Raw genomic sequence first — 18,438 nt, 5'->3', positions numbered from 1 at the left:
CCGTCGCGTCGCAAAACTGGCGCATCACCGCACCATTGATGAGGTCGTGCGTCAATCCTCGTCGGCCTCAATGATGGCCTCTTCAGCCGGGCGATCAACTAGCTCGACATAGGCCATCGGTGCCGCATCGCCGGCGCGAAAACCACACTTGAGGATGCGCAGATAGCCTCCCGGACGCTCGCTATAGCGAGGTCCCAGCTCGGTAAAGAGCTTGCCGACGATCTCTTTATCCCGCAGCCGCGCAAACGCGAGGCGGCGATGATGCACCGAGTCTTCCTTTGCTAAGGTAATCAAGGGCTCTGCGACACGGCGCAGTTCCTTGGCCTTCGGCAGCGTCGTCTTAATCAGCTCGTGCCGAAATAGCGAACCCGCCATGTTGCGAAACATCGCCTCGCGGTGGGCGCTATTTCGATTGAGTTTTCTTCCAGTTTTTTGATGTCGCATTGTTCTGTTCCGATCGGTACTGTTCCGGTCGCCACTAGCCCGGTCCCTATTGTTTCGGTCTTTATTTGACCATCAACTCTTCAATGTTATCGGGTGGCCAGTTCTCGAGACGCATTCCGAGTGATAAGCCCCGCGTCGCCAGCACATCCTTGATCTCGGTGAGCGACTTCTTGCCAAGATTGGGCGTTTTCAACAGCTCAACCTCGGTACGCTGAATCAGATCACCGATAAGGTAGATGTTTTCTGCTTTCAAGCAGTTCGCGGAGCGCACTGTCAATTCAAGCTCGTCGACGGGCCGCACCAAGATCGGATCATAGGCTGGCTCACTCGGACGCTCATCGCTGACCCCGTCGGTTGGGCCGGACTGGTCGAGATCGACAAAGCTACTGAGCTGATCGCGCAAGATGGTCGCTGCGCGCTGCACCGCACCCTTGACATCGAGCGTACCATCGGTCTCGATGTCGATCACGAGCCGATCAAGATCGGTTCGCTGCTCAACACGTGCCGCCTCGACATCGATCGCAACGCGCAACACCGGACTGAAGGTTGCATCGAGCGGCAGCTTGCCGATCGGCCGCTCCTCACCACTCGCTGCCTCGCGCAAGCTCGCCGGCTCATAGCCGCGGCCACGACGTACGGTCAGCGACATGCTGAGTTCACTCTTGCCGGTCAGGTTCGCGATCACCAGCTCAGGGTTCGCAACCTCTGCGGTATGGTCGATTTTGATATCGCCGGCGGTGACCGCTCCTGGCCCGACCTTGCTCAAGGTGAAGGTTGCCTCATCACGACCATGGAGTCGGATGGCAAGCTGCTTCAGATTGAGCAGAATCTCGAGCACATCCTGCTGCACGCCCTCAATCGTCGTGTACTCATGTAGGATGCCTTGGATCTCGACCTCGGTGACGGCAAACCCGTCCATCGACGACAATAAGATCCGCCGTAGCGCATTGCCGAGCGTGTGGCCAAAACCACGTTCGAAGGGCTCTAGCGAGACCTTAGCGCGATTCGGATTACCGGCGACGGGGTCGACCTTGACGATGCGCGGCTTTAGAAAGCCGCCTGCGACGTCTGACATAGAAAACTCCCTCGACGGCGTTATTTCGAGTACAACTCAACGATGAGCGACTCATTGATGTCGGATGGCAGATCGACCCGGTCTGGAATCCGCTTGAAGACCCCTTTCGCTGACTTACTATCGACTTCGACCCATTCAGCGAAACCGTTCGCCTCGGCGAGTGCCAGGGCGTTCTGTACGCGCACCTGCTTTTTCGCCTTCTCGCGGACCTCGATCTCGTCTTCGACCGTCACTTGATAGGAGGGTATCGAAACCACTTTGCCGTTGACCAGCACACCCTTGTGACCGATCAGCTGCCTTGCCTCAGCGCGCGTCGCGCCAAAGCCCATCCGATACACCACATTATCAAGCCGGCGTTCCAGCAGTTGCAGCAGGTTTTCGCCGGTTGCACCCTTGCGGCGCGCAGCCTCGGCGTAATAGTTGCGGAACTGCTTTTCCATCACACCGTAGGTACGCCGAACCTTCTGCTTCTCTCGCAGCTGCAGACCATAATCGGAGAGCCGACGCCGCCGATCAGCCGCCTGACCAGGCTGCTTCTCCAGGTTGCACTTGGTCTCGAGCGCGCGTGCCCTGCTTTTGAGCCCAAGATCAACGCCTTCACGGCGTGCAAGCTTGCAGGTGGGACCAATGTATCTCGCCATGTTCTCTGCCCCGTTATACGCGCCGCTTCTTCGGCGGTCGGCAACCATTGTGTGGGATCGGCGTCACGTCGGTGATGCTCGCAACCTTGAAACCGGCATTATTCAACGCTCTGACCGCGGATTCGCGGCCCGGGCCGGGGCCCTTGACATGAACGTCAAGATTCACGACACCGAATTCTTTTGCGGCCTGACCAGCCCGCGTTGCAGCGACCTGAGCGGCAAAGGGTGTACTCTTACGCGAGCCGCGAAAACCGGAGCCACCGGAGGTTGCCCAAGTCAAGGCATTACCCTGTCGATCGGTAATCGTGATGATGGTGTTGTTGAAGGAGGCGTGGATGTGTGCGACCCCATCCGCCACCTGCTTCTTTACTTTTTTGCGCGTGCGCAGCTGTTTAGCCACTGTAATCTGTCTCCGAGCGGAAAAGGCGATCCCTGCCGCCAGCACGATCCCGCGCCGGTCGGACAGAGCCCTTGAACGGTGTTAACGACGAACTGGGCGCCGCGGTCCTTTACGCGTCCGCGCATTGGTGCGCGTGCGTTGGCCGCGCAGCGGCAGGCCGCGACGATGCCGAATCCCACGATTACAGCCAAGGTCCATCAAGCGCTTGATATTCATCGATACCTCACGCCGGAGGTCGCCTTCGACCGAAAATTTGCTGACCTCGTTACGCAGACGATCGATCTCGTCTTCGCTCAATGTACGGATGGGCGCGGTGGTCGGCACCTGTGCGGCCTCGCAAATGGAGACCGCCCGAGTCCGCCCGATCCCGTAGATCGATGTCAAGGCAATGACCGCATGTTTGCGGTCTGGAATATTGACTCCGGCGATTCGAGCCATGCGCGTTGCGCTCCTAAGCGTTCAGTTCTGTCAGAAGAAAAAGTGTAAACAGAGCAGTTTAGCACCGTGCGCCTTCCGTTGGAAGCGGCAGCATGCTTCCGCTCGCTAGCCCTGGCGCTGTTTGTGACGCGGGTCTTTGCAGATCACACGAATCGTGCCGTTGCGACGAATCGTCTTGCAGTGGCGACACATCTTTTTGACAGATGCTCTTACCTTCATGATTGTCTCCGTTTTCGATGTAAAGGGTTGAAGGCTGAGCCGCTCGCGCCAATTGCGCGTCGCGTTGCTTCAGCCAACAGCGAGTGGATTGTGACAACGCCTCGTCAGCGTGTTAGGCCAGCGCCTGGTGCTTTCAGGTTGGCCTTCTTCATGAGGCCTTCGTACTGGTGCGACATCAGGTGCGCCTGCACCTGGGCCATGAAGTCCATCACCACCACAACGACGATCAGCAACGAAGTACCGCCGAAGTAGAACGGCACATTCCAGCCGACGATTAAGAACTCCGGCAACAGACAGACCGCAGTGATGTAGAGCGCACCCGCGGCTGTAAGCCGAGTCATCACTGAATCGATGTATCGTGCCGTCTGCTCTCCAGGCCGAATACCAGGGATAAAGGCCCCCGAGCGCTTGAGGTTGTCCGCTGTATCCTTAGCGTTGAACACCAAGGCGGTATAGAAAAAGCAGAAAAAGATGATCGCGGTCGCATAAAAGATAACGTAAACCGGCTCACCCGGCGATAGCTTGCTGGTCAAATCAGCGAGCCAACGCATGTTCTCGGACTGACCAAACCATTGGCCAAGGGTGCCCGGGAACAGAATGATACTGGAAGCAAAGATCGGTGGAATCACACCCGCCATATTCAGCTTCAAGGGCAAATGCGTACTTTGTGCAGCTAACATTCGACGCCCTTGTTGGCGTCGAGCATAATTGACCGTGATTCGCCTCTGGCCGCGTTCGACGAAGACCACAAATGCAGTCACCGCGAGCGCCAGGGCAAACAAGACCAGCACCGCCAGTGCATTCATCTCGCCCGTGCGAACCAGCTCAAGGGTTCCACCAACCGCCGCCGGCAGGCCGGCCACAATACCGGCAAAGATGATCAGCGAGATACCATTGCCGATTCCGCGCTCGGTGATCTGCTCGCCTAGCCACATCAGAAACATCGTTCCAGTGACCAACGACACGGCAGCGGTGAAGACGAAGCCAAATCCCTGCTGCACCACCAACGACGAGCCACCAGCCGTCTGCCCCTGCAACGCAATCGAAATGCCGATCGCTTGAAAGGTCGCCAGCACCACAGTGCCATAACGGGTGTACTGGGTGATCTTGCGTCGCCCGGCCTCACCCTCTTTCTTCAATTGTTCGAGCTGGGGGATCACGGCCGACATCAGCTGCATGATGATGCTAGCGGAAATGTACGGCATGATCCCGAGCGCCAGGATGCTCGCGCGCTCTAGCGCACCACCCGAGAACATGTTGAACATGTCAAGGATTGAGCCCTGGTTTTGATCGAAGAGCACAGCCAGGGCTGCGGGATTCACCCCGGGAACCGGGATGAAGGTGCCGATCCGGTAGACGAGCAGCGCGCCGAGCACGAACAGCAGACGCTGCCGCAGCTCTGTCAGCCGGCCCATGCCGCCGAGTGACTGCATCATTGAGGCCGTGTTCTTCGCCATTTGGATCGCCCCTGGTTCGCTCTTGCTGGTTTAGCTGTCGCTGTCGGCGACCGATCCGCCGGCCGCTTCGATTGCGGCACGCGCACCGGCTGTCACACCCAGCCCTTTGACTTGGTAGGCGCGATCAACGTCACCGGACTTGATCAGCTTCACGCTTGACACCGCACCCGTGATCAAGCCTGCAGCGCGGAGGCTGGCCAGATCAACCTCGGTGCTCTCGAGCCGCTTCAGCTCACTGAGCCGAATCTCATCTTTGCTTGCCGCCTTGCGCGAACGAAAGCCCACCTTTGGCAGACGCCGCTGCAACGGCATCTGGCCACCCTCGAAACCGGTCTTGTGGAAGCCGCCAGTCCGTGACTTTTGGCCCTTGTGACCACGCCCCGCGGTCTTGCCGAGCCCGCTACCGATGCCGCGGCCGACGCGCTTGGCATCGGGCCGACTGCCTAAGTCGGGCGAAAGAGTGTTCAGACGCATCTCAACCGTCCCCCAAAACGCGAACCATGTATTGCACCTTGTTGACCATGCCACGGGTCGCCGGCGTATCTTCCACCTCGACGATCTGGTGCATGCGCCGCAAGCCTAGACCGCGGACACAAGCTTGGTGCGTCTTCAAGCGCCCGTGCATGCTCCGTACGAGCTGCACCTTCATCCTGTTCTCCGCCATTGCTCGCTCCTACCCTAGGATCTCGTCGACCGTCTTACCGCGTTTCGCGGCAACCACCTCGGCATCGACCATGTTGGAGAGGCCGTTGATCGTTGCCTGCACCACGTTAATGGCGTTGTTCGTGCCAATGCACTTCGCTAGAACGTCTTGCACGCCAACGACCTCGAACACGGCACGCATGGCACCACCAGCAATGATCCCGGTACCTTCGGAGGCGGGCTGCATATAGACATGCGCGGCACCGTGCCGACCATTGACCGGATATTGTAGGGTGCTGCCCTTGAGCTTGATGTCGACCATGTTCTTACGTGCGCTCTCCATCGCCTTCTGGATCGCGACCGGTACCTCACGTGCCTTGCCGGTCCCATAACCGACACGGCCTTTTCCATCGCCAACTACGGTTAAGGCGCCGAAGCCAAAGACGCGGCCACCCTTCACGACTTTCGCCACGCGATTGACGGAAATCAGCTTCTCGAGCAGATCGTCGCCTTCGGGCTTGGGGTTGTAATTCGACATCTGCGTCTCCTCAGAACTGAAGCCCGTGCTCACGCGCGGAGTCGGCGAGCGCCTTGACGCGGCCGTGATATTTAAAGCCAGAGCGATCGAAGCTCACCTTTTCGACCCCAGCAGAGCGAGCCCGCTCGGCAATCGCATGGCCGATCCTAGCGGCCGCGCTGACGTTACCGGTATGCCCCTCGCAGGCAGCCTTCAGCTCTTTTTCAACGGTCGAGGCACAGGCGATCACGCGATCACCGCCTTCGCCGATGACCTGGGCGTAAATGTGTCGTGGCGTGCGATAGACGCAGAGCCGATAGCCACCGATCTCGCGAATCTTGGCCCGAGCGCGCGTCGCACGCCGAAGCCGGGCATGTTTCTTATCCATCCGCATCACCTATTTCTTCTTGGCTTCTTTACGCAGAACCTGCTCATCCGCGTAACGAACACCCTTGCCCTTGTAAGGTTCCGGCGGACGGAACCCGCGAATCACGGCAGACACCTGACCGACTTTCTGCTTGTCGATCCCGCGCACGACGATCTCCGTCGGCGTGGGTGTCTCGATCTCGATCCCGTCCGGAACTGGGAAGTCGATGGGATGCGAGAATCCAAGGGCCAGATTGAGCACCTTGCCCTTAGCCTGTGCGCGATAGCCAACGCCAACCAGGCTGAGCTTACGCTCGAAGCCGCTGCTGACGCCTTGAACCATGTTGTTCAGGAGAGCACGCGTGGTGCCGACCATCGCCCACTGTGAATCGCTGTCGTTCGCCGGGCGCGTGGTCAGGACAGCGCCATCGATATCGACCTCAACGTACGGATGTATCGACCACGAGAGCGAGCCTTTCGGCCCTTTCACAGTGACCTCACGGCCCGCCATCTTGATGTCAACACCCTTCGGCACCTGGACCGGCGCCTTACCTATTCTAGACATGACATCCTCCCCTAGGCGACGTAGGCCAGGATCTCGCCACCGTGGCCGGCCTTACGCGCGGCACGATCGGACATCAAGCCCTGCGAGGTCGATATGATCACGACGCCGAGCCCACCCCAGACGCTGGGAAGCTCGTCTTTGCCGCGATAGATACGCAAGCCTGGCCGTGAGACCCGCTTCAGGTACTCGATAACCGGCTTGCCGCGGTAATATTTCAGTTTGAGGACCAGCTGTGGCTTGACGCTGTCATCGTCTTCGACGGAGACGTCGGCGATGTAGCCCTCATCCCTAAGGAGGTTGGCGACGGCCAGCTTTTTCTTCGACAGCGGCATCGAGATCGTGATCTTGCCGCGCGCTTGGCCGTTACGGATACGCGTTAGCATATCCGCAATGGGATCGGTCATACTCATTGTTTTACTCCGGGGTCAGACCGCTGATGAGAGCGCGATACCCGCTCGGGTTTCTCGATCCTGCTCGACACTGAGCGAACAGGTTGATCGGACATTCCGATCGATTTTTTAGCAGATCGGCTTCAGCAGATCGGCTTCTTTACCAGCTAGCCTTCACAACGCCCGGTACATCACCGCGCATGACGGCTTCCCGCAGCTTGTTGCGACCAAGCCCGAACTTGCGGTAGACAGAGTGCGGCCGTCCGCTGATCTTGCAACGACGCTGATAACGCGTCGGGCTGGCATCACGCGGCAGCTTCTGCAGCGCCACGACTGCCGCTTCAACCTGCTCTGGCTCAGCGCTTCGATCGTTGATCACTGCCTTCAACTGCGCGCGGCGCTCTGCGTAACGCTTCGCGATCTTTGCGCGTTTGACGTCGCGCGCAATCATGCTCTTTTTCGCCAACCTTTGCCTCCGAAAATTAGGTACGGAATGGGAACTGGAAGGCCTCGAGCAACGCGCGCCCTTCCTCGTCATTGCGCGCCGTCGTCGTGATGACGACATCGAGCCCGCGCACCGAGTCGATCTTGTCGTAGTCGATCTCTGGGAAGATGATCTGCTCGCGGACACCCAGCGAATAATTGCCGCGGCCGTCGAATGCCTTCGGACTGAGGCCGCGGAAGTCCCGCACGCGCGGCATCGCGACGTTGATCAGCCGGTCGAGGAATTCATACATCCGTTCGCGACGAAGTGTCACCTTGCAACCGACTGGCCAGCCCTCGCGGATCTTGAACCCGGCGACGGACTTGCGCGCGTTGGTCACAACTGGCTTTTGGCCTGCGATCTTGGTCAGATCGCCCACCGCAAAGTCCATGACCTTTTTATCAGTCACGGCTTCACCCACACCCATGTTGAGGGTGATCTTCGTCAGCCGCGGAACCTGCATCACGCTCTTGAAGCCAAAGCGCTCTTTCAGCTCACCGACATACTTCTCGTTGTAGAGTGTCTGCAACCTAGACATATGCTTACCCAACGTCCACGACTTCGCCGTCAGACTTGAAAATCCGAACCTTGTTTCCGTCTTCAAGCGTCTTGAAGCCAATCCGGTCTGCACGCCCGAGCGCCGGGTTATAGAGACCCACGTTCGAGCGATGCAGAGGCATCTCCTTGTCGACGATGCCGCCGGGGACGCCTTTTTGCGGGTTCGGCTTCTGGTGCTTCTTCGCCATATTGACGTTTTCCACCACGACCCGGTCACCGTCCATCTTGAGAATGGTGCCGCGCTTGCCTTTGTCTTTACCAGCAATGACCATTACGTCATCGCCTACCTTGATCTTATTCATGTTTAGAGGACCTCGGGCGCCAGCGAGATGATCTTCATGAAGCGCTCACCGCGGAGCTCACGCGTAACCGGGCCAAAGATGCGGGTGCCGATCGGCTGCAACTGGTTGTTGAGCAGCACGGCGGCATTGCCGTCGAACCGAATCCGCGAGCCATCCGGGCGGCGAACACCCTGGCGCGTCCGCACGACAACCGCGTTGAACACGTCGCCCTTCTTGACCTTGCCACGCGGGATCGCATCCTTCACCGTGACCTTGACCACATCGCCAATGCCCGCGTACCGTCGATGCGAGCCGCCAAGCACCTTGATGCACTGCACCGAGCGCGCTCCGCTGTTGTCGGCCACGCTGAGGCGGGTCTGCATTTGAATCATTGGTTGAACCTACCTTTGCAACTGCTGAGCGGGTGCCGACCGAAGCCTGGTCTGCACGTCTGGTCTGCATATCTAAAGCGAGAGAAGACCTGCCGAGACGCTGCCTAGCGGGCGCGCTCAATGACCTCGACCAACCGCCAGCTCTTGGTTTTCGACAGCGGGCGGCATTGCTCGACACGCACTAAATCGCCCTTATTGCACTCGTTCGCGTCATCATGCGCATGGATCTTGGTCGAGCGACGCATAAACTTACCGTAGAGCGGATGCTTCACCCGACGATCGATGACCACGGTAATGGTCTTGTCCATTGCGTTGCTAATCACCTGCCCGGTGAGTACGCGATTGCTCTCAGTCTTCTCACTCATTGACCGGTCCCCGCCGCCGCCTTGGTTTGCTCTGTCATCAGGGTCTTCACCCGAGAGATGTCACGGCGCACGGCCTTGACTTGGGAAGGCATCGAAAGCTGACCGGTGCGTTGCTGCATGCGCAGATTGAACTGCTCCCTGAGCAATTCGTGCAGTCGCTTCTCGAGTTCAGCGGTGCCGAGTGCGCGTAATTCTTGAGCTTTCATCAGAGCACTGTCCTCTTCTCGAATCGAGTCTGCACTGGCAGCTTGGCCGCAGCGAGTTGAAAGGCGTCGCGCGCCAATTCCTCGGTGACCCCCTCGATCTCGTAGAGCATCCGACCCGGCTGGATCAGCGCGACCCAATACTCGACGTTGCCCTTGCCTTTACCCATGCGAACCTCGAGCGGTTTCTTCGAGACTGGCTTATCAGGGAAGACACGAATCCATAGCTTGCCGCCGCGTTTCACCTTACGGGTGATGGCACGTCGAGCGGCCTCGATCTGACGGGCAGTTAACCGTCCTCGACCGACAGCCTTCAGGCCGTATTCACCAAAGGATACCTGGCTACCACTCTGCGCCAAGCCCCGGTTGCGGCCCTTATGCTGCTTTCGGAATTTTGTACGTTTTGGTTGCAGCATGGCTCAACCCTTCTTATCGGTCTTGTCTTTGACGCCGGTACCGGGGAAATCGGACAGGATCTCGCCGCGGAAGACCCATACTTTCACCCCGAGGATGCCGTACGTGGTCCGCGCTTCGGCAAAGCCGTAGTCGATATCAGCCCGTAGCGTATGCAGCGGCACCCGGCCCTCACGATACCATTCGGAGCGCGCGATCTCGGCACCATTGAGGCGACCTGCGATATTCACTCGAACACCACCCGCACCAGCCCGCATCGTGCCTTGGACGGCCCGCTTCATCGCACGCCGGAACATGATGCGCCGCTCGAGCTGCTGGGCGATCCCCTCGGCAACCAACTGCGCATCGAGCTCAGGTTTACGGATCTCCTCAATGCTGATGTGCACCGGAATGCCCATCCGCTCCGAGACCTCAGCGCGCAGCTTGTCGATATCGCCACCCTTTTTACCGATCACGACGCCGGGTCGTGCGGTATGGATGGTGATATGCGCATTACGCGCTGGGCGATTGATCTGAATACGACTGACCGAGGCATTCGACAGCTTCTTCTTCAGAAACTCCCGCACCTCGAGATCGTTGTTCAACAGATCAGGATAATCTTTTGTGCTTGCGTACCAGGTCGAATTCCAATCCTTGACGATACCAAGCCGAATACCAACTGGATGTACTTTCTGTCCCATGCCTCAACCCCGACCGTCGCGTTCTGCTACCCGGACACTAATGTGGCTGGTGCGTTTTAAGATCCGCGACGCCCGGCCTTTGGCCCGAGCCCGCAGGCGCTTCATCGTCGGACCCTCGCCCACCTGCACCTCGACGACGTGCAGCTGATCGATGTCGGCACCGGCGTTATTCTCTGCATTGGCGATCGCCGACTCCAAGAGCTTGCGCAGCATGCGCGCGCCTTTCTTGGTGCTAAATGCCAGGTCATTCAGGGCCTGCTCAACGTGCTGTCCGCGGATCTGATCCGCGACCAAACGCGCTTTCTGCGCCGAGATGCGCGCGTACTTCAGTGTCGCTGCTGCTTGCATGCCAAATCCCCTAGCGCTTCTTCGCTTTGCGATCCGCCGCATGACCGCGGAAGGTCCGGGTCAGCGCGAACTCGCCGAGCTTGTGGCCGATCATGTTTTCATTGATCAACACCGGCACGTGCTGGCGACCGTTATAGACGGCGATGGTCAACCCAACCATCTCCGGCAAAATCATTGACCGGCGAGACCATGTCTTGATCGGCCGCTTACTATTCTGGGCCACCGCATCCTCGACCTTTTTGGCCAAGTGATGATCGATAAATGGACCCTTGTGGATCGAACGTGCCACGTGATCGCTCCTCGCGTTGTCTTACTTGCGCCGACGACGACGTACGATCATGCCGTCCGTACGCTTGTTGTTTCGAGTCTTGTGACCCTTGGTGGGAACACCCCAAGGACTCACCGGGTGACGACCACCCGAGGTCCGGCCTTCACCACCGCCGTGCGGGTGATCGACCGGGTTCATCACGACACCGCGTACGGTCGGACGCACTCCGCGCCAACGCGATGCTCCGGCCTTACCGAGCTTACGCAGGCTGTGCTCGCCGTTGCCGACGACGCCAATCACCGCGCGGCAGTCAGCCTGCACCTTGCGCATTTCTCCGGAGCGAAGCCGCAGGGTTGCGAAGTTGCCCTCGCGAGCCACCAACTGGACCGAGGCACCAGCGGCACGAGCAATCTGAGCGCCCTTGCCTGGCCGCATCTCAATGCAGTGCACCTCGGTACCCACCGGGATATTGCGTAGCGGCAAGCAGTTACCGGCAGCGATCGGTGCCGCTTCTCCGGCCATCACTGCGGCCCCTTCGGTCAGCCCCTTGGGCGCGATGATGTAGGCGCGCTCACCATCGGCGTACTTCAGCAAGGCGATGTTTGCGCTGCGGTTAGGATCGTACTCAATCCGCTCAACAATCGCGGGAATGCCCTGCTTGCGACGCTTGAAATCAATGATGCGATAACGCTGCTTATGGCCACCACCGCGATGGCGTACCGAGATACGGCCCTGATTATTGCGGCCGCCAGTCTTCGACTTCTTGGTGACCAAGGCCTCGTGTGGCGCACCCTTGTGCAGCCCGGCGCCAGTGATCTTGACGACGAAACGCCGGCCTGGCGACGTCGGTTTTGTTTTTACGATAGCCATTGTCTGTGATCCGTATCTTTGGTGGGCCTTAGCCTAAGCTCCGCCGATCAGGCCCCGCCCCCGAAGTCGATGTCGTTGCCAGGTGCGAGGCGCACGTAGGCCTTACGCCAACCCGGACGCTTGCCCAGCCGACCGCCGAAGCGCTTCGCTTTGCCTTTGACGTTAAGTACCTGCACGGCATCGACCTTGACCTCGAACAATAGCTCAACGGCCTGCCCGATCTCACGCTTGGTCGCTGTCGGCTCGACCCGGAATGCATATTGCGCGGACTGATCCGCAACGATAGAGGCCTTCTCGGAAATGATCGGTCCGAGCAATACCTTCATCAGTCGCTCTTGATTGACGCCGGCATTCATGACAAACGCTCCTCTAGACGGCGCAGCGCGGCCTCTGTGATCAGAACCTGCTCCGCAGCAACAAGGCTCACCGGATCAACACCGGCAGCCGTATCTACCCAAACCCCAGGCAGATTGCGCGCGCCCAACGCGAGGTTGTCATCCACCTCGTCGACCAGCACCAACGCACGCTCGAGGTTCAGCTCGGCGAGCTTCGCGAGCACCGCTTTGGTCTTGGGCGCTTCAATCGTGAACTCGGAGACCACCAGCAGGCGATCGGCGCGGACCAACTCAGAGACGATCGAGCGCAATGCGCCACGGTACATCTTGCGATTGACCTTCTGCTCATAGTTGCGCGGCTGCGCGGCGAAGGTCACACCACCACTGCGCCACAGTGGGCTGCGACTGGTACCTGCGCGCGCCCGACCCGTCCCCTTCTGGCGATAAGGCTTAGCGCCACCACCACTGACGGCAGAACGATTCTTTTGCGCCTTGGTCCCGGCCCGCCCGCCGGCCATATAGGCCGTTACGACCTGATGGACCAGGCCCGGCTTATAGTCCGCGCCAAAGACCAGGTCGGCGACCTGGACCGAGGACGACTCGGCGTTGCGAATAGCCAGTTCCATGATTAACCCTTTCGATTCTTCTGTTTCACAGACGGCACAACCACGAGGCGACCGCCCGCCGGCCCAGGCACACCGCCACGGATCAGCAGCAGATTGCGCTCGGCATCAACGCGGATGACCTCGAGATTCTGCTGACAACGATTGACATTGCCCATCTGCCCGGCCATTTTCTTTCCCTTGACGACGCGGCCTGGGGTCTGACATTGGCCAATCGAACCCGGAGCCCGATGCGACAGCGAGTTGCCGTGCGTACTGTCTTGACCGCGGAAGTGGTGCCGACGAATGGTGCCAGTGAAACCACGCCCGATGGTGACACCCCGCACGTCTACCTTCTGCCCTACCTCGAACAGTGAGACGTTCAGCTCGGCGCCATCGGTGAGGTCTTCGCCCTCGCCCGGCTCTAGCCGAAACTCCCGCAATACCGTACCCGGCTCAACACCGACCTTCGCATAATGTCCGGCGAGTGGCTGCGTCACACGTGTTTTACGACGGCGGCCAGTGGTGACTTGCACCGCACGGTAACCGTCACGTTCTTCAGTCTTAGCCTGGGTCACACGGTTGGGCTGCACCTCAATGACGGTGACCGGGATCGATTGTCCATCGTCATTAAAGATGCGGGTCATACCGGCTTTGCGGCCGATTACGCCAATGGCCATCGTCTTAACCTCAGCTCAGTTTGATCTGTACGTCGACGCCGGCAGCCAGGTCGAGCTTCATTAGGGCGTCGACCGTCTTGTCCGTCGGATCAACGATATCCATCAGCCGCTTATGGGTGCGGAGTTCGTACTGGTCGCGTGCGTCTTTGTTGACGTGCGGCGAGATCAGCACGGTGTAGCGCTCGTGGCGCGAGGGCAGCGGTACCGGGCCGCGCACCTGTGCGCCTGTGCGCTTGGCCGTATCGACGATCTCGCGGGCGGACTGATCGATCAGTCGATGATCGAATGCCTTCAGTCGAATGCGTATGCGTTGACTTGCCATGCGATTTACTCGATCACCTTCGCGACGACGCCGGCGCCGACGGTGCGGCCACCTTCGCGGACGGCAAAGCGCAGTCCTTCCTCCATCGCGATCGGCGCGATGAGCTTGATCGTCATCTTGACGTTGTCTCCGGGCATGACCATCTCGATGCCTTCGGGCAGTTCACAGGCTCCGGTGACGTCGGTGGTGCGGAAGTAGAACTGCGGGCGGTAGCCGTTGAAGAACGGGGTGTGGCGGCCGCCTTCTTCTTTGCTCAGCACGTAGACTTCGGCTTCGAAGTGGGTGTGCGGGGTGATCGAGCCGGGCTTGGCCAGTACTTGACCGCGCTCGACGTCGTCGCGCTTGGTGCCGCGCAGCAGGGCACCGATGTTGTCGCCGGCTTGACCTTGGTCGAGCAGCTTGCGGAACATCTCAACCCCGGTGCAGGTGGTCTTGGTGGTGTCCTTGATGCCGACGATCTCGACTTCTTCGCCAACCTTGATGATGCCGCGCTCAACGCGTCCGGTGACCACGGTGCCACGCCCGGAGATCGAGAAGACGTCTTCGATCGGCATCAGGAAGGCGCCGTCAACGGCGCGCTCGGGCTCGGGAATGTAGTTGTCGAGGGCGTCCATGAGTTTGTCGATGGAGGGGCCGCCGATCTCGCTTTCGTCGCCTTCGAGCGCTTTGAGCGCGGAGCCGGTGATGATGGGGGTGTCGTCGCCGGGGAATTCGTAGCTGTCGAGCAACTCGCGCACTTCCATCTCGACGAGTTCGAGCAGTTCGGCGTCGTCGACCATGTCGGCTTTGTTCAGATAGACGACGATGTAGGGCACGCCAACCTGACGCGAGAGCAGGATGTGCTCGCGCGTCTGCGGCATGGGACCATCGGCGGCGGAGACCACGAGGATGGCGCCATCCATCTGCGCCGCACCAGTGATCATGTTCTTGACATAGTCGGCGTGGCCGGGGCAGTCAACGTGGGCGTAATGGCGCGTATCGGTTTCGTATTCGACGTGGGCGGTGGCAATGGTGATGCCGCGCTCGCGCTCTTCTGGGGCGTTGTCAATCTGGTCGTAGGCGCGTGCCTCACCTCCAAATTTCTTCGCCTGATGCACCGTGATCGCTGCCGTCAGCGTGGTCTTGCCATGGTCAACGTGACCAATCGTGCCAACGTTGACGTGCGCCTTGTTTCTCTCGAACTTTGTTTTGGACATGCCCGTATCCCCTCAAAGATCCACTGCAATCGTTAGCGGGCGTCGACCTGCTGCGGTCAACGCTATCGTTTTTTGGCGACGGTCTCGGCGATACTCGCCGGAACCTCGTTGTACTTGGAGAACTCCATGCTGTAGCTCGCACGCCCCTGCGTTGCCGAACGCAAGTCCGTCGCATAGCCAAACATCGACGACAACGGCACTTCGGCACGGATGATCTTCCCAGAGGGTGTGTCTTCCATCCCCTGAATCATGCCGCGGCGGCTGTTCAGATCGCCCATGACATCACCCATGTTCTCCTCGGGTGTCACCACCTCGACCTTCATGATCGGCTCGAGCAACACCGGCTTGGCCTTCGATGCCGCTTCCTTGAAGGCCATTGAGCCCGCGATCTTGAATGCCATCTCGCTCGAGTCAACCTCGTGATACGAGCCGTCATAGAGCGTTGCCTTCACATCGACCACCGGGAAACCGGCGATCACACCGTTGGTCATCGCCTCTTGGATGCCTTTATCAACAGCTGGGATGTATTCCTTCGGGACCGCACCGCCGACAATCGCATTGGTAAACTCGTAACCAGCGCCCGGCTCCTGTGGCTCGAGCCGGATATAGACGTGACCGTATTGGCCGCGACCACCAGACTGGCGAGCAAACTTGGTCTCCTGCTCGACCGTCGCCCGCAAGGTCTCACGGTAGCTGACCTGCGGCGCACCGACGTTGGCTTCGACGTTGAACTCACGTCGCATGCGGTCGACGATGATCTCCAGATGCAGCTCGCCCATACCGGAGATGATGGTTTGGCCGGATTCTTCGTCGGAGCGCACACGGAACGACGGGTCTTCTTGCGCCAGCTTCTGCAACGCGACACCCATCTTTTCCTGATCGCTCTTGGTCTTCGGCTCGACCGCAACTGAGATCACCGGCTCCGGGAACTCCATCCGTTCGAGTGTGATCGGCTTATCGAGCGCGCAAAGGGTGTCACCGGTCGTAACATCCTTGAGACCAACCGCGGCAGCGATGTCACCCGCCCGAACCTCTTTGATCTCCTTGCGATCGTTCGAGTGCATCTGCAGGATACGCCCGACCCGCTCCTTTTTACTCTTGACCGGATTGAGCACGCTGTCGCCCGCATTCAGCACGCCGGAATAGACGCGGAAGAAGGTCAGTGTGCCGACATAGGGGTCGGTCGCGATCTTGAAGGCCAAGGCAGCAAAGGGAGCATCGTCCTTCGATGGACGTTCTTCGACGGTCTCAGCGGCGTCATCCAGTACACCCTTGATCGCCGGCACTTCAGGTGGCGATGGCAAATATCTGACCACCGCATCAAGCATCGCTTGAACACCCTTGTTCTTAAACGCCGAGCCGCACAGCATCGGCACGATCTCGTTATTGATCGTGCGCTTGCGAATGCCCACCTGGATCTCATCCTCGGTCAGCTCGCCGCCTTCGAGGTACTTCTCCATCAGCTCTTCATTTGCTTCCGCAGCAGCCTCGACCAGCTTCTCGCGCCATTCAGCGCAGGCGTCAGCCATGTCTGTCGGTATAGCGCGAGCGTCGTAGGTCAGCCCCTTATCTTCTTCGTTCCAGTAGATCGCAGTCATTCGAACAAGATCGACGACGCCGGCAAAACCCTCTTCAGCACCGATCGGCAGCTGGAGCGGAACCGCAACAGCGCCTAAGCGATCTTGGACTTGACCGACGACACGCAAGAAATTCGCGCCCATCCGGTCCATCTTATTGACGAAAGCAATGCGCGGTACACCGTACTTATCCGCCTGACGCCAGACGGTTTCAGACTGTGGCTCTACGCCGCCAACGGCACAGAAAACAGTGCAAGCGCCATCGAGTACGCGCAGCGAGCGCTCCACCTCAATGGTGAAGTCAACGTGCCCTGGAGTATCGATGATATTGATTCGATGTTCCGGGAACTGCTGATCCATCCCAGACCAGAAGCAGGTCGTTGCAGCCGAGGTGATGGTGATCCCCCGCTCTTGTTCCTGCTCCATCCAGTCCATGGTCGCGGCGCCGTCATGCACCTCACCGATCTTATGCGACAGCCCGGTGTAAAACAGGATGCGCTCAGTCGTCGTCGTCTTGCCGGCATCGATATGCGCCATGATGCCGAGGTTTCGGTACCGATCGATTGGTGTGCTACGTGCCACGACTGCGTTGCCTATTGCCTGAGGTGAGTACCGGGAGCTGCGCGCGTATGACTGCGCTACCAGCGATAATGCGAGAAGGCCTTGTTTGCCTCCGCCATGCGATGCGTATCTTCCTTCTTCTTTACCGCGGTTCCACGGGCGTCAGCCGCGTCCATGAGTTCGCCCGCGAGTCGCAACGCCATCGACTTCTCAGAGCGCTTGCGCGATGCATCGATCAGCCAGCGCATGGCGAGCGTATTGCGACGTGATGGCCGCACCTCGACCGGAACCTGGTAGGTCGCCCCACCGACGCGGCGGGATTTGACCTCAACCACTGGCCGAACGTTTTCCATCGCCTGATCAAGCAGTTCGAGGGGCTCAGCGCCCTTTTTCTCGACCACGCGATCGAGCGCGCCGTAGATGATTCGCTCGGCAACAGCCTTCTTGCCGTCTTCCATGAGCATATTGATGAACTTCGTCAGCAGCTCACTGCCATGCTTAGGGTCCGGCAGGATCTGGCGACGACCTACGATGCGTCTTCTCGGCATTGCGTTTCAGGCTCCGACGACCTAATTGAGAGGTTAGCGCGTTCGACGAGTAAGGCGTTGGACGCGGCAATGGGTGAAGAGCGGCTTAGCTCTTCGGGCGCTTAGCGCCATACTTGGAACGACCTTGGCGGCGCTTCTCAACACCGGATGCGTCGAGTGTGCCGCGCACCGTGTGGTAGCGCACACCAGGAAGGTCCTTGACGCGACCACCACGGATGAGCACGACCGAATGTTCTTGCAGATTATGGCCCTCACCGCCGATATAGGAGGCGACCTCAAAGCCATTGGTGAGCCGAACGCGCGCGACCTTTCGGAGTGCGGAATTTGGCTTTTTCGGTGTCGTGGTGTACACACGAGTGCAGACGCCGCGCTTCTGAGGGCAAGCCTCGAGTGCTGGCACCGTACTTTTCACAACACGGCGCTTGCGAGGATTGCGCACCAATTGGTTGACTGTCGCCATGACTGACTCCGACGGCTTGGATGCAATGTGTATGCACTAAAAGTCTGAGCCCGCAGCCTCTAGCTGGCGATGCCCGAACTTGGAATTTCAGATTGAGGGGTCACTGAGGCCTTTGGGAGAGTCTCAGTCGCACCGCCCTAA

General features: G+C 59.4%; 32 protein-coding genes. All 32 read right to left on the bottom strand.

Going from position 1 to position 18,438, the window contains the following annotated elements; translation table 11 throughout:
• Window positions 1–51 precede the first annotated feature (51 nt).
• Complete coding sequence (gene rplQ, locus CCR96_RS19215) at window positions 52–444, bottom strand: 50S ribosomal protein L17 (RefSeq protein WP_201222332.1); 393 nt, start codon at window positions 442–444, stop codon at window positions 52–54.
• Window positions 445–505: 61 nt separating this feature from the next.
• Window positions 506–1,519, bottom strand: a complete 1,014-nt coding sequence (locus tag CCR96_RS19210) for a DNA-directed RNA polymerase subunit alpha (RefSeq protein WP_201222330.1) — start codon at window positions 1,517–1,519, stop codon at window positions 506–508.
• A gap of 20 nt (window positions 1,520–1,539) precedes the next feature.
• Window positions 1,540–2,160 carry a 30S ribosomal protein S4 gene (gene rpsD, locus CCR96_RS19205; RefSeq protein WP_201222328.1) on the bottom strand — a complete coding sequence of 207 codons (621 nt, stop codon included), beginning with the start codon at window positions 2,158–2,160 and terminating at the stop codon, window positions 1,540–1,542.
• A gap of 13 nt (window positions 2,161–2,173) precedes the next feature.
• Window positions 2,174–2,560 (bottom strand): 30S ribosomal protein S11, encoded by a 387-nt coding sequence (gene rpsK, locus CCR96_RS19200; protein WP_200240865.1) that lies wholly within the window; start codon window positions 2,558–2,560, stop codon window positions 2,174–2,176.
• Window positions 2,561–2,641: 81 nt separating this feature from the next.
• Window positions 2,642–2,998, bottom strand: a complete 357-nt coding sequence (rpsM, locus tag CCR96_RS19195) for a 30S ribosomal protein S13 (RefSeq protein WP_201222319.1) — start codon at window positions 2,996–2,998, stop codon at window positions 2,642–2,644.
• A 105-nt stretch (window positions 2,999–3,103) separates the two neighbouring features.
• Complete coding sequence (gene rpmJ, locus CCR96_RS19190; RefSeq protein WP_200240854.1) at window positions 3,104–3,217, bottom strand: 50S ribosomal protein L36; 114 nt, start codon at window positions 3,215–3,217, stop codon at window positions 3,104–3,106.
• A gap of 104 nt (window positions 3,218–3,321) precedes the next feature.
• A complete protein-coding gene (secY, locus tag CCR96_RS19185) occupies window positions 3,322–4,674 on the bottom strand; it encodes a preprotein translocase subunit SecY (RefSeq protein ID WP_201222317.1) in 1,353 nt (450 codons plus the stop codon).
• A 30-nt stretch (window positions 4,675–4,704) separates the two neighbouring features.
• Window positions 4,705–5,148, bottom strand: a complete 444-nt coding sequence (gene rplO, locus CCR96_RS19180; protein WP_201222315.1) for a 50S ribosomal protein L15 — start codon at window positions 5,146–5,148, stop codon at window positions 4,705–4,707.
• A 1-nt stretch (window position 5,149) separates the two neighbouring features.
• Window positions 5,150–5,338 (bottom strand): 50S ribosomal protein L30, encoded by a 189-nt coding sequence (rpmD, locus tag CCR96_RS19175; RefSeq protein WP_200240847.1) that lies wholly within the window; start codon window positions 5,336–5,338, stop codon window positions 5,150–5,152.
• Between the two features lie 9 nt (window positions 5,339–5,347).
• Window positions 5,348–5,854 carry a 30S ribosomal protein S5 gene (gene rpsE / locus CCR96_RS19170; protein WP_200240844.1) on the bottom strand — a complete coding sequence of 169 codons (507 nt, stop codon included), beginning with the start codon at window positions 5,852–5,854 and terminating at the stop codon, window positions 5,348–5,350.
• A 10-nt stretch (window positions 5,855–5,864) separates the two neighbouring features.
• Window positions 5,865–6,221 (bottom strand): 50S ribosomal protein L18, encoded by a 357-nt coding sequence (rplR, locus tag CCR96_RS19165; RefSeq protein WP_201222313.1) that lies wholly within the window; start codon window positions 6,219–6,221, stop codon window positions 5,865–5,867.
• Between the two features lie 9 nt (window positions 6,222–6,230).
• Window positions 6,231–6,764 carry a 50S ribosomal protein L6 gene (gene rplF / locus CCR96_RS19160; protein WP_201222311.1) on the bottom strand — a complete coding sequence of 178 codons (534 nt, stop codon included), beginning with the start codon at window positions 6,762–6,764 and terminating at the stop codon, window positions 6,231–6,233.
• Window positions 6,765–6,775: 11 nt separating this feature from the next.
• Window positions 6,776–7,174 (bottom strand): 30S ribosomal protein S8, encoded by a 399-nt coding sequence (rpsH, locus tag CCR96_RS19155; RefSeq protein ID WP_201222309.1) that lies wholly within the window; start codon window positions 7,172–7,174, stop codon window positions 6,776–6,778.
• 139 nt (window positions 7,175–7,313) lie between these two features.
• Entirely contained in the window at window positions 7,314–7,619 is a 306-nt protein-coding gene (gene rpsN, locus CCR96_RS19150; protein ID WP_201222307.1) for a 30S ribosomal protein S14, read from the bottom strand.
• A 16-nt stretch (window positions 7,620–7,635) separates the two neighbouring features.
• A complete protein-coding gene (rplE, locus tag CCR96_RS19145) occupies window positions 7,636–8,175 on the bottom strand; it encodes a 50S ribosomal protein L5 (RefSeq protein WP_201222572.1) in 540 nt (179 codons plus the stop codon).
• A gap of 4 nt (window positions 8,176–8,179) precedes the next feature.
• Window positions 8,180–8,497 carry a 50S ribosomal protein L24 gene (gene rplX, locus CCR96_RS19140; protein WP_201222299.1) on the bottom strand — a complete coding sequence of 106 codons (318 nt, stop codon included), beginning with the start codon at window positions 8,495–8,497 and terminating at the stop codon, window positions 8,180–8,182.
• Window positions 8,498–8,499: 2 nt separating this feature from the next.
• Window positions 8,500–8,868, bottom strand: a complete 369-nt coding sequence (gene rplN, locus CCR96_RS19135) for a 50S ribosomal protein L14 (protein ID WP_200240825.1) — start codon at window positions 8,866–8,868, stop codon at window positions 8,500–8,502.
• 104 nt (window positions 8,869–8,972) lie between these two features.
• Window positions 8,973–9,233, bottom strand: coding sequence for a 30S ribosomal protein S17 (rpsQ, locus tag CCR96_RS19130; RefSeq protein ID WP_201222297.1), 261 nt, complete (start codon window positions 9,231–9,233; stop codon window positions 8,973–8,975).
• On the bottom strand, window positions 9,230–9,439 hold the full coding sequence (gene rpmC / locus CCR96_RS19125) for a 50S ribosomal protein L29 (protein WP_201222295.1): 210 nt from the start codon (window positions 9,437–9,439) through the stop codon (window positions 9,230–9,232). Before rpmC ends, rpsQ begins: the two co-directional genes overlap by 4 nt.
• Window positions 9,439–9,852, bottom strand: coding sequence for a 50S ribosomal protein L16 (gene rplP, locus CCR96_RS19120; protein ID WP_200240818.1), 414 nt, complete (start codon window positions 9,850–9,852; stop codon window positions 9,439–9,441). The genes rpmC and rplP overlap by 1 nt, the downstream gene beginning before the upstream one ends.
• Before the next feature lie 3 nt (window positions 9,853–9,855).
• Window positions 9,856–10,530 carry a 30S ribosomal protein S3 gene (rpsC, locus tag CCR96_RS19115; protein ID WP_201222293.1) on the bottom strand — a complete coding sequence of 225 codons (675 nt, stop codon included), beginning with the start codon at window positions 10,528–10,530 and terminating at the stop codon, window positions 9,856–9,858.
• A 3-nt stretch (window positions 10,531–10,533) separates the two neighbouring features.
• Window positions 10,534–10,878 (bottom strand): 50S ribosomal protein L22, encoded by a 345-nt coding sequence (gene rplV, locus CCR96_RS19110; RefSeq protein WP_201222291.1) that lies wholly within the window; start codon window positions 10,876–10,878, stop codon window positions 10,534–10,536.
• A gap of 10 nt (window positions 10,879–10,888) precedes the next feature.
• On the bottom strand, window positions 10,889–11,167 hold the full coding sequence (gene rpsS, locus CCR96_RS19105; RefSeq protein WP_200240803.1) for a 30S ribosomal protein S19: 279 nt from the start codon (window positions 11,165–11,167) through the stop codon (window positions 10,889–10,891).
• A gap of 21 nt (window positions 11,168–11,188) precedes the next feature.
• Window positions 11,189–12,016: a 50S ribosomal protein L2 gene (gene rplB / locus CCR96_RS19100; protein WP_201222288.1), complete on the bottom strand. Its 828-nt coding sequence runs from the start codon at window positions 12,014–12,016 to the stop codon at window positions 11,189–11,191.
• 47 nt (window positions 12,017–12,063) lie between these two features.
• The gene (gene rplW / locus CCR96_RS19095) at window positions 12,064–12,372 is read right to left on the bottom strand and encodes a 50S ribosomal protein L23 (RefSeq protein WP_200240799.1); all 309 of its coding nucleotides are present in this window, start codon (window positions 12,370–12,372) and stop codon (window positions 12,064–12,066) included.
• On the bottom strand, window positions 12,369–12,977 hold the full coding sequence (gene rplD, locus CCR96_RS19090; RefSeq protein ID WP_201222286.1) for a 50S ribosomal protein L4: 609 nt from the start codon (window positions 12,975–12,977) through the stop codon (window positions 12,369–12,371). The genes rplW and rplD overlap by 4 nt, the downstream gene beginning before the upstream one ends.
• 2 nt (window positions 12,978–12,979) lie before the next feature.
• Window positions 12,980–13,633, bottom strand: a complete 654-nt coding sequence (gene rplC / locus CCR96_RS19085; protein WP_201222284.1) for a 50S ribosomal protein L3 — start codon at window positions 13,631–13,633, stop codon at window positions 12,980–12,982.
• A 10-nt stretch (window positions 13,634–13,643) separates the two neighbouring features.
• Window positions 13,644–13,955 carry a 30S ribosomal protein S10 gene (gene rpsJ, locus CCR96_RS19080; RefSeq protein ID WP_200343988.1) on the bottom strand — a complete coding sequence of 104 codons (312 nt, stop codon included), beginning with the start codon at window positions 13,953–13,955 and terminating at the stop codon, window positions 13,644–13,646.
• A 5-nt stretch (window positions 13,956–13,960) separates the two neighbouring features.
• A complete protein-coding gene (gene tuf / locus CCR96_RS19075; RefSeq protein ID WP_201222282.1) occupies window positions 13,961–15,151 on the bottom strand; it encodes an elongation factor Tu in 1,191 nt (396 codons plus the stop codon).
• A 62-nt stretch (window positions 15,152–15,213) separates the two neighbouring features.
• A complete protein-coding gene (gene fusA, locus CCR96_RS19070; protein WP_201222280.1) occupies window positions 15,214–17,310 on the bottom strand; it encodes an elongation factor G in 2,097 nt (698 codons plus the stop codon).
• Between the two features lie 56 nt (window positions 17,311–17,366).
• Window positions 17,367–17,837 carry a 30S ribosomal protein S7 gene (gene rpsG, locus CCR96_RS19065; RefSeq protein WP_201222278.1) on the bottom strand — a complete coding sequence of 157 codons (471 nt, stop codon included), beginning with the start codon at window positions 17,835–17,837 and terminating at the stop codon, window positions 17,367–17,369.
• Window positions 17,838–17,922: 85 nt separating this feature from the next.
• Entirely contained in the window at window positions 17,923–18,297 is a 375-nt protein-coding gene (gene rpsL, locus CCR96_RS19060; protein WP_200240781.1) for a 30S ribosomal protein S12, read from the bottom strand.
• Window positions 18,298–18,438: the final 141 nt, after the last annotated feature.

Origin of the sequence: Halochromatium roseum, from assembly GCF_016653315.1 — a bacterium.
Lineage (GTDB): Bacteria > Pseudomonadota > Gammaproteobacteria > Chromatiales > Chromatiaceae > Lamprobacter > Lamprobacter roseus.
This window is presented reverse-complemented; position numbering and strand designations above follow the sequence as displayed.

Coding starts and splice junctions, on each gene's coding strand:
- rplQ (WP_201222332.1), bottom strand. CDS start 444: ATGCGACATCAAAAAACTGGAAGAAAACTCAATCGAAATAGCGCCCAC.
- tuf (WP_201222282.1), bottom strand. CDS start 15,151: ATGTCCAAAACAAAGTTCGAGAGAAACAAGGCGCACGTCAACGTTGGC.
- rpmC (WP_201222295.1), bottom strand. CDS start 9,439: ATGAAAGCTCAAGAATTACGCGCACTCGGCACCGCTGAACTCGAGAAG.
- rpsM (WP_201222319.1), bottom strand. CDS start 2,998: ATGGCTCGAATCGCCGGAGTCAATATTCCAGACCGCAAACATGCGGTC.
- rplD (WP_201222286.1), bottom strand. CDS start 12,977: ATGGAACTGGCTATTCGCAACGCCGAGTCGTCCTCGGTCCAGGTCGCC.
- rplC (WP_201222284.1), bottom strand. CDS start 13,633: ATGGCCATTGGCGTAATCGGCCGCAAAGCCGGTATGACCCGCATCTTT.
- rplF (WP_201222311.1), bottom strand. CDS start 6,764: ATGTCTAGAATAGGTAAGGCGCCGGTCCAGGTGCCGAAGGGTGTTGAC.
- CCR96_RS19210 (WP_201222330.1), bottom strand. CDS start 1,519: ATGTCAGACGTCGCAGGCGGCTTTCTAAAGCCGCGCATCGTCAAGGTC.
- rplE (WP_201222572.1), bottom strand. CDS start 8,175: ATGTCTAGGTTGCAGACACTCTACAACGAGAAGTATGTCGGTGAGCTG.
- rplX (WP_201222299.1), bottom strand. CDS start 8,497: ATGAATAAGATCAAGGTAGGCGATGACGTAATGGTCATTGCTGGTAAA.
- rplW (WP_200240799.1), bottom strand. CDS start 12,372: ATGAATGCCGGCGTCAATCAAGAGCGACTGATGAAGGTATTGCTCGGA.
- rpsD (WP_201222328.1), bottom strand. CDS start 2,160: ATGGCGAGATACATTGGTCCCACCTGCAAGCTTGCACGCCGTGAAGGC.
- rpsJ (WP_200343988.1), bottom strand. CDS start 13,955: ATGGCAAGTCAACGCATACGCATTCGACTGAAGGCATTCGATCATCGA.
- rpmJ (WP_200240854.1), bottom strand. CDS start 3,217: ATGAAGGTAAGAGCATCTGTCAAAAAGATGTGTCGCCACTGCAAGACG.
- rplR (WP_201222313.1), bottom strand. CDS start 6,221: ATGGATAAGAAACATGCCCGGCTTCGGCGTGCGACGCGCGCTCGGGCC.
- rpsC (WP_201222293.1), bottom strand. CDS start 10,530: ATGGGACAGAAAGTACATCCAGTTGGTATTCGGCTTGGTATCGTCAAG.
- rpsH (WP_201222309.1), bottom strand. CDS start 7,174: ATGAGTATGACCGATCCCATTGCGGATATGCTAACGCGTATCCGTAAC.
- rplV (WP_201222291.1), bottom strand. CDS start 10,878: ATGCAAGCAGCAGCGACACTGAAGTACGCGCGCATCTCGGCGCAGAAA.
- rpsQ (WP_201222297.1), bottom strand. CDS start 9,233: ATGAGTGAGAAGACTGAGAGCAATCGCGTACTCACCGGGCAGGTGATT.
- rplO (WP_201222315.1), bottom strand. CDS start 5,148: ATGCGTCTGAACACTCTTTCGCCCGACTTAGGCAGTCGGCCCGATGCC.
- rpsG (WP_201222278.1), bottom strand. CDS start 17,837: ATGCCGAGAAGACGCATCGTAGGTCGTCGCCAGATCCTGCCGGACCCT.
- rpmD (WP_200240847.1), bottom strand. CDS start 5,338: ATGGCGGAGAACAGGATGAAGGTGCAGCTCGTACGGAGCATGCACGGG.
- secY (WP_201222317.1), bottom strand. CDS start 4,674: ATGGCGAAGAACACGGCCTCAATGATGCAGTCACTCGGCGGCATGGGC.
- rplP (WP_200240818.1), bottom strand. CDS start 9,852: ATGCTGCAACCAAAACGTACAAAATTCCGAAAGCAGCATAAGGGCCGC.
- rpsL (WP_200240781.1), bottom strand. CDS start 18,297: ATGGCGACAGTCAACCAATTGGTGCGCAATCCTCGCAAGCGCCGTGTT.
- rpsE (WP_200240844.1), bottom strand. CDS start 5,854: ATGTCGAATTACAACCCCAAGCCCGAAGGCGACGATCTGCTCGAGAAG.
- rplB (WP_201222288.1), bottom strand. CDS start 12,016: ATGGCTATCGTAAAAACAAAACCGACGTCGCCAGGCCGGCGTTTCGTC.
- rplN (WP_200240825.1), bottom strand. CDS start 8,868: ATGATTCAAATGCAGACCCGCCTCAGCGTGGCCGACAACAGCGGAGCG.